The 13,600-nt window shown below is 63.5% G+C and carries 16 protein-coding genes; 2 read left to right on the forward strand and 14 right to left on the reverse strand.

All coding sequences use genetic code 11. The annotated features are described in order from the left end of the window. Window positions 1–66: 66 nt before the first annotated feature. The 8 genes from PIN31009_RS02570 to PIN31009_RS02605 form a co-directional block, all read right to left on the reverse strand. On the reverse strand, window positions 67–963 hold the full coding sequence (locus tag PIN31009_RS02570) for an MBL fold metallo-hydrolase (protein WP_246185483.1): 897 nt from the start codon (window positions 961–963) through the stop codon (window positions 67–69). Window positions 964–1,040: 77 nt separating this feature from the next. Continuing rightward, entirely contained in the window at window positions 1,041–1,481 is a 441-nt protein-coding gene (locus tag PIN31009_RS02575; protein ID WP_150789205.1) for a MaoC family dehydratase, read from the reverse strand. A gap of 47 nt (window positions 1,482–1,528) precedes the next feature. Then, the gene (locus PIN31009_RS02580; RefSeq protein ID WP_174996903.1) at window positions 1,529–1,795 is read right to left on the reverse strand and encodes a DUF1289 domain-containing protein; all 267 of its coding nucleotides are present in this window, start codon (window positions 1,793–1,795) and stop codon (window positions 1,529–1,531) included. Window positions 1,796–1,803: 8 nt separating this feature from the next. Then, window positions 1,804–2,241 carry a thioesterase family protein gene (locus PIN31009_RS02585; protein WP_150682884.1) on the reverse strand — a complete coding sequence of 146 codons (438 nt, stop codon included), beginning with the start codon at window positions 2,239–2,241 and terminating at the stop codon, window positions 1,804–1,806. Window positions 2,242–2,325: 84 nt separating this feature from the next. Next, complete coding sequence (locus PIN31009_RS02590) at window positions 2,326–2,856, reverse strand: YbaK/EbsC family protein (RefSeq protein ID WP_058376987.1); 531 nt, start codon at window positions 2,854–2,856, stop codon at window positions 2,326–2,328. A 25-nt stretch (window positions 2,857–2,881) separates the two neighbouring features. Continuing rightward, window positions 2,882–3,835 carry a hydroxymethylglutaryl-CoA lyase gene (locus PIN31009_RS02595; RefSeq protein WP_150682885.1) on the reverse strand — a complete coding sequence of 318 codons (954 nt, stop codon included), beginning with the start codon at window positions 3,833–3,835 and terminating at the stop codon, window positions 2,882–2,884. Window positions 3,836–3,899: 64 nt separating this feature from the next. After that, window positions 3,900–4,844: a 2-hydroxyacid dehydrogenase gene (locus PIN31009_RS02600; protein ID WP_150789207.1), complete on the reverse strand. Its 945-nt coding sequence runs from the start codon at window positions 4,842–4,844 to the stop codon at window positions 3,900–3,902. 141 nt (window positions 4,845–4,985) lie between these two features. Further along, on the reverse strand, window positions 4,986–5,537 hold the full coding sequence (locus PIN31009_RS02605; RefSeq protein WP_150789208.1) for a YaeQ family protein: 552 nt from the start codon (window positions 5,535–5,537) through the stop codon (window positions 4,986–4,988). 114 nt (window positions 5,538–5,651) lie between these two features. Between PIN31009_RS02605 and PIN31009_RS02610 the strand changes: the two genes are divergently transcribed. After that, on the forward strand, window positions 5,652–6,488 hold the full coding sequence (locus PIN31009_RS02610) for an alpha/beta fold hydrolase (RefSeq protein WP_150789209.1): 837 nt from the start codon (window positions 5,652–5,654) through the stop codon (window positions 6,486–6,488). A gap of 49 nt (window positions 6,489–6,537) precedes the next feature. Here PIN31009_RS02610 and PIN31009_RS02615 read toward each other — a convergent pair whose 3' ends face one another. From PIN31009_RS02615 to PIN31009_RS02625, 3 genes are all read right to left on the reverse strand, one after another. Then, the gene (locus PIN31009_RS02615; RefSeq protein WP_150789210.1) at window positions 6,538–6,915 is read right to left on the reverse strand and encodes a helix-turn-helix domain-containing protein; all 378 of its coding nucleotides are present in this window, start codon (window positions 6,913–6,915) and stop codon (window positions 6,538–6,540) included. A 615-nt stretch (window positions 6,916–7,530) separates the two neighbouring features. Further along, window positions 7,531–8,283: a helix-turn-helix domain-containing protein gene (locus PIN31009_RS28140; RefSeq protein ID WP_246185484.1), complete on the reverse strand. Its 753-nt coding sequence runs from the start codon at window positions 8,281–8,283 to the stop codon at window positions 7,531–7,533. Window positions 8,284–8,433: 150 nt separating this feature from the next. Next, complete coding sequence (locus tag PIN31009_RS02625; protein WP_150789211.1) at window positions 8,434–9,336, reverse strand: DMT family transporter; 903 nt, start codon at window positions 9,334–9,336, stop codon at window positions 8,434–8,436. Between the two features lie 456 nt (window positions 9,337–9,792). On the opposite strand from PIN31009_RS02625, the gene PIN31009_RS02630 reads away from it, so the two are divergent. Further along, entirely contained in the window at window positions 9,793–10,983 is a 1,191-nt protein-coding gene (locus PIN31009_RS02630; protein ID WP_150789212.1) for a diguanylate cyclase, read from the forward strand. A 44-nt stretch (window positions 10,984–11,027) separates the two neighbouring features. Here PIN31009_RS02630 and PIN31009_RS02635 read toward each other — a convergent pair whose 3' ends face one another. The 3 genes from PIN31009_RS02635 to PIN31009_RS02645 form a co-directional block, all read right to left on the reverse strand. After that, entirely contained in the window at window positions 11,028–11,273 is a 246-nt protein-coding gene (locus PIN31009_RS02635; RefSeq protein ID WP_058376993.1) for a hypothetical protein, read from the reverse strand. Window positions 11,274–11,798: 525 nt separating this feature from the next. Beyond that, entirely contained in the window at window positions 11,799–11,984 is a 186-nt protein-coding gene (locus tag PIN31009_RS02640) for a hypothetical protein (protein ID WP_150789213.1), read from the reverse strand. A gap of 300 nt (window positions 11,985–12,284) precedes the next feature. Next, complete coding sequence (locus PIN31009_RS02645; protein WP_150789214.1) at window positions 12,285–13,505, reverse strand: porin; 1,221 nt, start codon at window positions 13,503–13,505, stop codon at window positions 12,285–12,287. Window positions 13,506–13,600 lie beyond the last annotated feature (95 nt).

A 13,600-nucleotide genomic window follows, 5' to 3' on the forward strand; every position in this document is an offset into this window, starting at 1 on the left:
TTGCCTTCACCGGCACTCGGCGTTGTTTTTTTCGGGTAACGCGTTTCGGCGTACCCGCACATTTCATCACACCGAATACAACTTGCCCTGCGCCGCGTCGTGGCGCAGCGCACCGGCCTTGGCCAGCTCCGCGATGAGTGTGTCGAGCAATTCCGGCCACGCTGACGGCGGTGCCAGCATCGCCGCCGCCCCTCGCCACGCGCGCGCCGTATCGAGCGTTGTCTTAAGCGCGTCGCACGTCATTTCTGTCTCGGCCATCAGCCGGAACACGATCAACACCTTGAGGGCATTGCGTGCGTTACGCGCCGGGTCGCTACGCAGGTAGTCGAGCCGGCTGCGCGCGGCGCCGAGTGCCCCGTCGATATCGTCGAACGGCTTGCCGTGGCCCGGAATGACCAGCGACACGTCGAGTTGTTCGATGAGATCGAGCACCGCCGCTTGTTCGGCGAATCCCGACTCACCGTCGAGTTCGGGAAAGATCACGCCGAAGCCGCGTTCCCACAAGGCGTCGGCCGAGATCAGGATGCCGTCGGCGGCGCTGTACAGCATGAGCGCGTGCGGATCGTGTCCGGGCGCGCCGAGCACGAGCCATTCACGCTCGCCGAGTGTCAGGGCGTCACCCGGCGAGAGCGTGTCGTCAAACGCGAAGCGGTCGCATTGCTGACCCGTGGCGCGGTAGGACAGACGCGCTTCATCCCAGTGCCGGACCGGATCGGCCTCGGCAGCGGGGACCCACGTGCGGCAACCGTATTGCGCCTGCAAGGCCGCATTACCACCGCAATGGTCCGAGTGCAGATGTGTGTTGATCAGGCGTGCGAGCGGCTGACCGGCCGGCAGCGCGTGTTGGACAAGGGCAATCGTCTGCGCGGCATGCGAGACATAGCCACTGTCGACCAGCGCAGGTTCGTCGCCGAGAAACAGAATGTTGTTCGAGGAGAGCCAGCCGCGCTCGAAGACGCGCATCTCGTTCGGAAGTCCGGGAAGGCTGGACTGAGCGCTCCGGGAGGGTGGAGAGGGCTGAGGAGGCTGTGAGCGCGGGGTCATGAACGTATCTCTGGTTTTGCGCACACGAGAATCTTCGCCGTGGCGGCAATCACGGTCTCACCGCGTTGATTCACCGCCTCGCCGTCGAGCGAGACGATGTCGCCGGCGAGCTTCTCCTTCCATTGGCTCTCGGTGACCGTCCAGCGCACGGTGATGTCGTCACCCGCCCGCACGGCGCGGCGCAGTTTCATATCGAATTCCAGTCCGAGCGGCTGCGCCGTTTTCGAATAATGCGTGGCGAGCAGCGCTGCGAGATACGACATTTGCTGCGTACCCGACGAGATCAGGCCGCCAAAGCGCGGATCGGCCGCGGCGTATTCGGCGTCGTGATGCAGCGGGTTCAGGTCGTGAGCGAGTGTCGAGAACTCGCGGATCGATGCTGGCGTGAACGCGTGCGTGGCGCTGAACGTTTCGCCGACAGTAACGATTTTTCCCATGTGCGGTGATGAAGAGGGTCGGGCGTAGTGAATAGGGGGCGCGCGTGCTAACGGGGGCCGGCGTTGCGGTCGTCGTCTTCGTTGGCCCGGACACGGCGATGCACGACGGGCGGCTCGGTGTGCTCGGCACGGCGCGCCGGTAGCAGCGACCACACGTGACGCTTGTCGTCGGGGGCCATGGTCGACCACGCGGCAATCTCCGCGAGCGTGCGCCAGCAACCCGAACACCAGCCGGTCGCCGGGTTCATGCGGCAGATGTTGGTGCAAGGGGACGGCACGTCATCCGACGCGGTGATCGCGTGCGGGAGGGGCATTGGCATTCCTATAGCGGTAAGCCGAGCTTGTCGGCTTTCTCGCGCAGCTTGGTCTGAAAACGGGCCTGATCGACGATCACGCGCTCATGGATGCCGGCGCTCACCTTGTCGAGGCCATCCCACGCGGCGACTTCGAAGCGCAGCGTCCGCCCGGTGACATCGACCAGCTTGCCGTGAATGCGTAGCGTGTCGCCTGCCGGGGTGGCGGCGAGATGGGAGAACGACACGAGCGTGCCGAGCGATTGTTCGCGCGGCCAGTCGAGATACGGCCGAATCGCCTGAAGACACGCACATTCGAGAATGCCCGCGAGATAGCCGGTGGCGAGCACGGCGGGCATGTCGCGACACAATTCCACGTCGTCGTAGAGCTCGGGCACCACGGCCTTCTTGGGTACCCGGTAAGTCCACTCGAATGTCAGACCGGGGACAAGTTCCGGACTCGGCATGGCAGGTCTCCGTTTCTCATAGGGTTGTGTCGCACTGCACGCGCAGATAGCGCACGTGCAGCGCGTGTGCAACTTGCGCGGTGTTCAGTCCCGCAGCGCCACATCCACGACCGGTGCGCCCGTCATGGCGACGAGTTGTTTCGGTGTCAAGTTGAACACGGCGTGCGGGTGGCCGGCGGCGGCCCAGAGGCTGGCCAGCTTGAGCAAGTCTTCGTCGATCAGCGTGACCGGTGAGACCACGTGACCGATCGGGCTCACGCCACCAATCGAGTAGCCCGTCTTTTCTTTGACGAATTTGGCGTCGGCACGCGCGAGCGCACCGACTTGCGCGGCGACTTTCTTCTCGTCCACGCGATTGACGCCGCTGGCAATCACCAGCACGGGCGTATCGTCCGCGGCACGGCGGAAGATGATCGATTTGGCGATCTGCGCCACTTCGCAGCCCAGCCCTGCGGCGGCTTCGGCAGATGTCTTGCCGGTGGCCGGCAGCAGCACGATCGACTGATCGTGTCCCATGCCGGCCAGCAGGCGGGCGACGTGGCGGGCACCGTCGGGGAGATCCTGCTCGTCGGCAGGGGCAGCAATTTGCGGCGTCTGGTGAGGCGTCTGGCTCATGATCGGCGTCGGTGGCTCGTGAGGGTCAGGCCGCAGCTGTCGCGGCGTCTTGCATCTTGGCGAGCATCGCCCGGCCAACGCGCGAAGCGTTGGTGCGGCCGATGGACTTCGAAATGAAGTCGCCCGTGCGCACAACGGCTTCGAGGTCGATCCCTGTCTCGATCCCCAGTCCGTGCAGCAGGTAGAGCACGTCTTCGGTGGCGACGTTGCCGGTGGCGCCCTTCGCATACGGGCAGCCGCCGAGGCCGGCGACGGACGAGTGGAAGATCGAGATGCCCGAGAGCAGCGCGGCGTAGATGTTCGCGGTGGCTTGTCCGTAGGTGTCGTGGAAATGGCCGGACAGGCGCTCGATCGCGAACGCGCGCGCGCAGGCTTCCATGACTTCACGGGTGCGCGTCGGCGTGCCCACGCCGATGGTGTCGGCAATGTCGATCTCGTCGCAGCCGAGGGCCGCCATGCGCTTCACCACGTCGACCACGCTGGCGATCGGCACTTCGCCCTGATACGGGCAACCGAGCGCGCACGAGATGCTGCCGCGCAGTCGCAGCCCGGCGTCTTTTGCGGCACGGGCCACCGGCGCGAAGCGCTCGATGCTTTCTTCGATCGAACAATTGATGTTGCGCTGCGAGAACGCTTCGCTCGCGGCGCCGAAGATCACCACTTCGTCGGCCTTGGCGGCGACCGCGCCTTCAAAGCCGCGCATGTTCGGCGTCAGTACCGAGTAGATCGTGCCCGGGCGGCGCTGGATGCCGGCCATCACCTCGGCGCCGTCGGCCATCTGCGGCACCCACTTCGGCGAGACGAACGAGGTCGTTTCCACGTTGGCGAAACCGGCTGCCGAGAGTTGATCGACCAGCGCAATCTTCACATCGGCCGGGACGAGTTGCTTCTCGTTCTGAAGACCGTCGCGCGGGCCGACTTCGACCACTTTCACGCGTCGCGGCAGTTGAGACGCTTGAGGTTGCTGAGGTTGTGTCATGGGGGTGTCTCCTCGGTGTTGTCCCGGCAAGGCTTGGCGCTAGCAGCGAGCGGCGTTCAGTGCGTCAGTAGCCGCGCGTCAGGTCGACGATGCCTGTAATGGCTTCACCACGCTCGAGCGCGGCGATCTTGCCGGCGATCTGTGCCACCGTTTCGTCGCGCAGCGTGAGGGCGGAAATGTGGGGCGTGACCGTCACGCGCGGCGCACGCCAGAACGGATGCTCGGCCGGCAGCGGTTCGGTGCGGAACACGTCGAGCGTGGCGCCGGCAATCTGCCCGCTGTCGAGGGCGGCGAGCAGGTCGTCGTCCACCAGATGCGCACCGCGCGCGACGTTGATGAGAAACGCGCCGGTTGCCAGTTTGGCGAACAGGCCGGCGTTCAGTACGTCGACGGTTTGCGGCGTGAGCGGCAGCAGATTGACGAGAACGCGCGCGCCCGAGACGCAGGCATCGAAGCCCGCGTCGCCATGATGCAGGGCGATACCGCTGGCGTCGTCACGCTGGCTGCGGCTCCATGCGCGCACCGGGAAGCCGAAGCTCGCGAGGGCCTTCGCCACGTGCGCGCCGAGCGTGCCGTAGCCGAGGACGGCGACGGGAAAATCGGCGAGGCGGTTTGGCTTGAGAAACTTCCACTGACCTTGCGCCTGAAACGCATCGAACTCGTCGAGGCGGCGGAAATAACGCAGCGCGGCGGCGCTGACGTATTGCGCCATCTGATCGGCCATGCCGGCGTCTTCGAGCCGCACGAGCGGCACACCGGCGGGCAGACGCTCGGCGCCTTCGCCGCGCGTACCGAGCACGCCGTCGACACCGGCCCCCATGTTGAAGATGGCTTTCAGGTTGGCGCGGGGTTGCAACACCTCGGCGTTCGGCTTCCAAAGCACCAGATAGTCGGCCGGGGCGCTGTCGCCCGGTTGCCAGCTACGGATGTTGGCGTGCGGCAGGTGTTCGGCGATGCCCGTTTCATACGGGGCAGTCTTGCCGTCGGGCGAAAAGATCAGGATATCCATGAGCAGCGGCTAGCGGGGCAAGCCCGAGGCAGCGTGGTAGCCACGCCGCCGCGTGCGGGCGGGTTCACTCGATTTACGTTAACGTCAAGTGTAACGCAGCTTGTGGTACCCCGCGTAGTCGGGAGAGCCCCCGGTCCGGGCTCAGTCGCGCTTGGCTTCGCGCAGCGTGGTGAGGTTCACGGCGAAGTTGTGGCTGTCGTCCGCGATCCAGACTTCTCCGTCCTGAATCGTGCATTGCAGACGCATGCTGCGGGCGGCAAGCGCGGTCAGGGCTTCGGCGGAGGCTTCGTCGAGCATGCGCACGGTCAGGTTCGAGAGACGCGTGATCTGGGTTTCGGTCGCTTGCCACCAGATGGCGGCGGGTTTGCCGCCGTAGGCGATGACGTCGACGTGTTCCGCCCGGCCGGCAGCTTTGATGAGGCGTCGCGCGTCGGGTTGGCCGACGTCGATCCAGCGCACGATGTCGTCGCCGTAATCGAGTTCCCACAGATCGGGTTCGTCCGCCGTCGAAATGCCCTTGCCGAACGACAGGCGTTCCGCCGCATAGAGCATGAAGGCGAGCAGGCGCACCATCATGCGCTCGTCGGTTTCCGACGGGTGGCGCGCCAGCGTCAGGTTGTGTGTGGCGTAGTAATGGCGATCGAGGTCGGTGATTTGCACCTCGGCCTTATAAATGGTGGCTTTGAGTGCCATGACGTCGTGCCGCAGGAATGAGGAGAGCCGCAAGGATACACCAGCGCCCCCGCCGGCAAGGCCCCGGCAAGCTCGGTATACTGGCGGCCCTGTCTCACCAGAAGTGCCACCCCCATGCCGGCCCCTACCCCGCAAACGATCGACGTCAACGGCTACCCGATGGCGTATGTCGAAACGCCAGCCCCCGACGACGCCGTCGGCGCACCCCTCGTGCTGGTGCACGGCTCGCTTTGCGATCTGCGCTATTTCAAGCCGAACATGGCGCCGCTGGGGCAACGCCGGCGCGTCATTTCGGTGAGCCTGCGCCACTACTGGCCGGAAGCATGGGACGGTCACGAAGGCACGTTCTCCGGCGAGCAACACGCCGAAGACCTCGCGGCCTTCATCACGGCGCTCGGCGTCGGCCCGGTGCACGTGCTCGGTCACTCGCGCGGCGGCTATGTTGCGCTGCGCACGGCACTGCTGGCGCCCGATACGGTGCGATCGTTGATTCTGGCCGACCCCGGCGTGGAAATCAGCGGCGGCCCCGTTCAGGTGCCGCTCGACAGCGAACGCGGCAACTTCCGTGAACAGGCGCTGAGCGCCATTGAAGCCGGCGATATCGATGGCGGACTCGCCATCTTCATTGACACGGTCAGTGGCCCGGACACGTGGCGGCGCATGGTGCCGTGGTTCAAGCAGATGGTGCGGGACAACGCCCGGACGTTGATCGGGCAAGTGGCCGAGCCGCGCACGCCGCTGCCCATCGATGCGCTGGGCGCGTTGCACGCCCCGGTGCTGCTTATGGGTGGGGCGGAGAGCCCGGCTCCCTATCCCGATGTGCTCAATGCGCTGGCCTATGCCATGCCGGAAGCGCGCCGCATGTTGATTCAGGATGCCTCGCACGGCATGAATCTGGCCAATCCGATCGCGTTTCATCGTGCCGTGGAGGCGTTCCTCGGGAACGACTGACGCGACCGGATCGGCGCACGCGCCCACGCGCTGCTGTCATCGCCAGTACTCACTCTTCGCGCAACAGGCCATGCCCCAGTCGCAGGCTCAACGTGCGCACGAGATCGGCCATCCACGCCTGATCGCGATCCGATAATTTCTGCATGGCCCGGTTGAGGGACGGATACGGGTCGCAAGGAATCGACATCGTGCCGTCGGCCGCGCTCGCGTGTGCGCCGTCGAACGCGAGCAATTCATGCGGCGGCAACCCAAGCGTGTCGGCCAGAATGCAGATATTGCGTAGCGAGATGTTGCGCTTGCCGCGTTCCACGCCGCTGAGATACGAACGGGCGAGCCCGCTCTCCAGTGCGAGCTTGTCCTGCGCCCAGTTATATTTCTTACGTAAGCCGGCAAGGTGCCTGCCGAATCTGAATAAATTGGAGTCCATACTAAAAATTTCCTTGTTGGGGACAGGAAGATTGAAGCAAAAAACCGGCATCGGGGACGGCCTCTTGGGTATACCCGTTCGCGAGGCACGGACTGCATAGTGTGCAACGTCGCCTCTGAACTGACTTTCGGAGAAGGCACAAGCAGTGCGGGGTTCCGAAGGATGGGGTCACGCTACGCTGCGTAGTGTTGCGGTGGTCACGTTGGTCAAGTTGACGCTGTGACGTGCGTAGTCGCGCTTCCAGTCAATGAAAAACGCGAAGTGTGACATTGCGAGACGCGCGTGACGCCGGGAGATGACTCTCTTTATTTCCTTTCGGGATGTCACTCAGTGTCGGCGCGCGGCGTGTGATGACGGGCAATGAGAATGGGTTTCGATACGACGGGATCGCAGGCAAGATATTCGCCGAAGTCCCGTGCTGTCCGGGGTATTCCCGACGGACGGCGTTGCAGCGTATCGATGTCGATTGACATGATCGGCGTGACGTTCGGGTGCGGATGAGAGACGAATTTCCACGTCGCGGCGACACGTCAATAAGACGAACCATCACGCAAAGTCGTCGCAGTGTGATCGGACTTTGCGCGATGTCCTAGATGACGCTTGCCGTGCGCTGGGTCATTCCTCGTCGACGACGGGGGAGCGTTGCACATCGTCGCGGTCGATATCACGTGCGGCGTCGCGCGCTAACGAGCGATCCGCGTCGGGCTCGCGAACGGGCGGTGAAATGTCACCTGACGCGCGAAAGTCTTGCGCTGTCGCTGTAGACGGATGCGGTGCCGGTGGGTGATGGTCGAAGCGTGGTTCGATCACTGGCGAAGGACGCGTATTGAGTTTGTCGAGGGTATCGAGCCTATCGAGGGTATCGAGCGTGTCGTGGTTGAGTTCGCGGCACTCGCTGTCGACATCGTCATCGATATCGTCATCACCATCGTCATCTGCATCGCTGTCGCCGTCGAAATGTCCGTCGACGCGTTGATCGATGCTTGACGGGCCGGCCGGCGCGTTAGCGTGACTCAACCGCGAACTCAAGCTGCGAATGATTTCCGCGAGCCAGACCTGATCGCGGTTTTCGAGCCGCCCGAGCGAACGGCTGATCTGCGGCAGCGGCGTGCGCCCCGCGCCGATGGCGGCGGTGTCGGTGCCGGTGATCGCTTGCGAGAAGCGCAACATCTCCGATGTGGGCACACCGAGCGTGTCGGCGAGTACGCAGATATTCACAAGCGCGACGTTGCGCCGGCCGCGTTCGATGCCGCTGACGTACGAGCGGGCCAGACCGCTCTCGAGCGCAAGCTTTTCCTGCGACCAGCCACGTGCTTTACGCAAGTGCGCCAGATGGTCTCCAAACAGCGCGAGTGGATTCGTTTGCATGGCGGAACTCCGTTGACGAGTCACACAGCCTAATCAATCCCCCCGCGTCTTGCGACGTTATATCGCTCTCCTCCCCATGCGTGACACGTGGCCCTCTATAAAGAGTGGGCCACTTTATGCGCACAAAATTTATCGGACGCTTCCCAAGTCTTATTGCAATTTCGGCGCCAACTCTCGGGATTTCCGGATCGGCAGGTGCCAGAACTCGCCCAAGGCGACGCCGGCCAAAATGAGGGCGCCGCCTGCGAGGTGATAGATCGCGAGCTGTTCGCCGAGACCGAAGGCCGCAATCAGCGCCGTGAAAATCGGCACCAGATTGATGACGACCGTGGCGCGTCGCGGTCCGATACGGGCGACGCCGATCATCCAGATGAAGGGAGCGAGAATCGACACCGGAATGGTGGCGAAGGCCAGTTGCGGCAGATTGTCCATCGAGATGCCGGTCTTCTGCGACGCGAGGTAGAAGGGCAGCAACGCCACGATTGCGAAGACGATCTGCGCGTACAGCGACGGCAACGGCGCGAGCGGGAGGTGCCACTTGCGAAGCAGCACGCAGTAGATCGCGTAGGCGAGCATGGCGGCGAACATCATGGCGTCGCCGACGCCGATGCCCTGATCGGCCAGATGGGTGATCGAGCCGTGACCCACCACAAACAGCACACCGAAGATCGACAGCAGGCCGCCCGCGACGGCGCCGGCGGTGAGTACGTCGCCCAGTACCACGACGGCCAGCGTGAGCGTGGTGAGAGGCAGCAGCGAGAGAATGATCCCCATGTTGGTGGCGCTGGTGTAGTGCGCCGCCGAGTAGGCGAGGCCCTGATAGATCGCCATGCCGAGCACGCCAAGTGCGGCGTATTGCGCGAGATGGGGCCGTAACTGCGTGCGGTGACGCCAGAGTGCCGGCAACGCGAACGGCGTGAGGATCAGCCCGGCGGCGAACCAGCGCAGAAACGCGATTTCAGCGGGAAAGATATGACCGACGGAGAGCTTGTTGACGATCACGTTGACCGACCAGATCAGGACGGCAGTCAACGGCAGGATGAAATTGAACATGAGTCGATGGCGGGTAGCCGGTTGCCCGGCCGGCCGGAAGCGCTGGCGGCGTGGGGCGTTGAACGAAGTCTTGCGATGCCGTGTGCGGTGCCGTGAGGACTCGCCGGGGTGTCCCCGAAGCGCCGGGAGACGTGGCCCGGCGTTGGCGCGACACCATCACGCGGCAGGGTACGGGACGAATTGTCCGCCCGATGTGTGATTTCGACATAGCGAATTTAAGACAAACGATGCGGGGTTTCAGACGTGTCGTCGATGCCGCGTTTGATTGCTGTCACGCGCTCGCTACCGCAAACAGCGTCGCGTGGCTATTGCCGGGAGACCATCGGCCGCGGGTAGAATGGCGCGAGGCGGGGATTGGCGTGCCGTCGCCGGGCAGTAGCGGCGCAACGCATGGCCATCGGCAGCCCCACGGTGCACTCGCATCGTGCGCGTTTCGTGACAGGTGATCGGAGCAGCATGGTGTCAGCAAGTCCACAAGGCCGTCCGGCGCAAGCCGACGGCTCGCCACAGCGTCGCACCGCGGCGTCGTCTTTCGGGGTTGATTCTGCCGTCGCAGGCAAGGGCAAGCGCTTTGTGCGCCGCATCTACCGCCTGCGCACCATCGGCCTCGCGATCGGCTTCTTCTGTGTTGCCGGTGTCTTCTACCGTCATGACCCGGCCATTGCGTCGTGGCTCTGGGCGCTGCTCATCTTCAATGGTTTCGTGTGGCCCCATGTGGCCTGTCTGCTGGCGCTTTCGCGCCCGGTGCCGTATCGCGCCGAGCGGTGGAATCTGCTGACCGACTCGGCATTCGGCGGCTTCTGGGTCGCCGCCATGCATTTCAACTTGCTGCCGAGTGTGGTCGTGCTGGCGATGATGTCGATGGACAACATCAGTGCCGGCGGGGTGCGGCTGTTCTGGCAGGGGGTACTCGCCAACGTGGCGGGGGTGCTGGTCGGCATTGCGCTACTGGGCTTTGCGTGGGCGCCGGCGTCGGACACGTTCAACGTGATCACGTGTCTGCCGATGATCATCCTGTATCCGATTGCGCTCGGTAAGGTCACCTACGATCTCGCGCAGAAACTCGCCAATCGGTCGCGCGAGATGGAATATCTGTCGCAGCACGACGGCCTCACGGGCTTGCTCAATCGCCGCGCGTGGGAGCAACGTCTTGCAGACATCTACACGCATTGCGCAGCCACGGGGCAACCGGCTTGTCTGGTGCTGATGGATCTCGACCATTTCAAGCGCATCAACGACACGCTGGGTCACGCTGCCGGCGACACGGCGTTGCGGCGCTTTTCGGGCTTGCTGCGGCAACGGCTGCGCGACATCGATGCCGTGGGCCGATATGGCGGGGAAGAGTTTGGTGCGGTGCTGGTGAACACCGGTGGCGTCGCCGGGCAGGACCTGATGCACCACCTACTGGCGGACCTGCGCGCGCGGGTGGCGCAGGCCGAAGCCCAGTTACAGCTGCAAATGCCGGACACGGACGGCCAGTCGCTATCGCTGGCCGAATGCACCGTCAGCATCGGACTGGTGCCGTTCTCGGTGAGCTTCGACAGTCCGCAGGCGTGGCTGCAACAGGCAGACCGCGCGCTCTATCGCGCCAAACGTGACGGGCGCGACGGCATGGTGGTCTTCGAGGCGAGCTCGCCGGACCGGTGACAGACGCGCGAGGGGATGCTGACAGGTTCGGCTGACGGGTTCGATCAGCGCACGCACAGGCGCGAGAACGCCGAGCGCAGGACGGCCGGAATGGCGGCGGCAAAGCCGAACGGGCGTGCCAGCGTCGCCAGCCCTTCACCGTTGAGGACGCGCGAGCCTTCCAGATGCGTGGCGAGCACGCAGAAATCTTCGCGCTTCATGCCCACGCGTTGGCAGGCCTTGTCGAGTTGCTTCAAATCGTTCGGGTGCAGCTTGAGGGTGACGGTAATGCGCTCTGGGTCGGTGTTCATGACAACAATCTTCTCTTTTTCGAATACGTCGGGCATGTTGCGCGGGTAGGCACATGCCGGGCGCCCACGCGATAACGAGGGCGTGCGTGACCACAAACGCACGCGCAATCCGGGAGTTGAGACTCGGAAATCGGGGCGTCGGGTTGTCTGTTGCAACGCGTGGGCAATACGAGGCTGTGGGCGCGCGCTCCGCCGCCCGAAAGACTGGCGGCGGTACGGCTTCGACGCGTGAGAGCGATGCCTCGTAACAGCAGGGAGGGATGACTCTCCATCCGGCCATGACACGAGCGCCGGAAAACAGCAATAAGTACTGCGGACTACCACTGCGGGTAAAGCTTGATTTCACTACGACTGCTGAAGCCGCCGGACTGCGACGGGGACTGCATTGATGCAAGACCTTCTGAACGACAGGACTGCGGGTGATGCGAGTACAGCGATAAAGCCGAACTGCCAACTACTGAATTACCAAAGACTGCTACTGCTACTGCTACTGCTACTGCTTCCGGACACTGCGCGAAAAGCGTTTTACGCGGCGTCCTTGAACTGAATGCGTGTGCACGGCGTGCGGCGATGACTACGGCGGTAACGCAAGACGCGATCGATATGCGCCGATGCCGCCAGACGTGTGGCTTTGCGATGCAGTTGATTCACACGCGCCGCCGAAATAGCAATGGCGACGAAGGCAATCAACGACCAACTGACGAAACTCACAACCCTTCTCCCGAATTCACTCGCTCACTCGCGGCAAGACCCACCGCCGCGAATCGATTCCGAAAGCACTTCGAAAGCAAGGGACTGCCGGTTGCGTCTGCATCAACTTTTGATAGAGACGAATTCTAAATACTTTCCCGAATAGGGTAAACCCTGAAAATTCGAAATAATGAATTTTCATTAGCTATTAAGTTGAAAACATCCAAACGATCGTTTGAATGATAAGTAGCTTATTTCATTAGGAAAATCGGCCCAAACCCGCATGAATAAACGAGGTTGGGCCGATCGTGCAACGTGGGGTCAGAAGCTGTGCTTCAGACCCATACCAAGCAACAGTTGCGTGCGTGCGCCCGCATCGATGCCATACGAACCGACGGAGGCGTTCGCTGCGACCGTCTTCGATCCCGATGCGTCGAGCGTCTTGCCGGTCGCCTGTTGATAGCCGCCGATGACATACGTGGCCGTACGCTTCGACAGCGCGTAGCTCACGCCGGCATTGAACTGGTTGTAATGCGCCGCCGTTTGGTTCGGTCCGCGCAGACGCGTGTAGCTATAGCCGAGGCCAGTGCTCAGGGCAGGCGTCAGTGCATAGCTGGTGAACAAATTGATCGTGTCGAACTTGGCCGTTCCGCTGAAAGCCGACAGCCCGTCGCTGGCGTATTGGGCGTGCGAATACGACACCCCCAGAATGGCCGGCCCGATGGCGTACTTGCCGCCGACGCGCGCGATTCGCACCTTGCTTGCCGTGCTCAAGCCGCGATTGATCGGCGAGTTGAACAGCGAACCGGCGCTGCCGGACCATTCGCGAAAGCCTCGACTCGCCGAATCGGCCTTTTCGTCGATTTTTCCACCACCGTCGGCGAAGAAGAAGCCCGCGCCGAGGGCGAGCGGCCCGTTGCTGTACGCGCCAGCCAGACCATACGAGCGGCCGGAACCCGTCTTGCCTGCGACGTTGCCGAGCGCATACATGCCTTCGAATTGCAGGCCGCCGTAGTTCGGCGTGGCATAGCGAATCGAGTTGTTGATGCGCGCGCTGTTGTCGTAGTTGTCGACGTCGCCCGGCGTCGCGAAGAAGCCACCGAAATAGCCGTCGGCGGTGAGGCCTTGCACAAGGTTGACGACCGGGTCGTACTGGCGGCCGATCGTGACCTCGCCCCATTGATTCGCCTTCAGGCCGACGATGGCCTTACGGCCGAACGCGAGGCCGCCATTGCCTTGTTTACCGTTGACGGCATCGAAGCCGCTTTCGATCTGGAAGAGTGCCGTGAGGCCGTTGCCGAGCGACTCGGTGCCGCGCAGGCCCCAGCGGCTGCCCGACATGATGTTGCTGGTGATTTGCGATAAACCGACCGGGCCGTTGTTGCTGGCGACGTGATTGGCGTGAACAAAACCGGAGTCGAGGGTGCCGTAGAGGGTGACGTTGCTCTGCGCATGAACGCCGGCCGGCAGCGTGGACAGAGCGAGGCTGGCCGCGAGCGCAAGGGCACGCGGACCGGTAAGCAGAGGGAGACGTTGTGTCATGGTGTCGGGCAGCGTGGCTGCGCGTGGTTGATATCGACACCGAGAATATTGTTGAACAGCGGTTCGGAATCCTGATGAAAATTCCCATTGTCGTC

The sequence above is a fragment of the Pandoraea iniqua genome (assembly GCF_902459685.1).
In the GTDB taxonomy this organism is placed as follows: domain Bacteria; phylum Pseudomonadota; class Gammaproteobacteria; order Burkholderiales; family Burkholderiaceae; genus Pandoraea; species Pandoraea iniqua.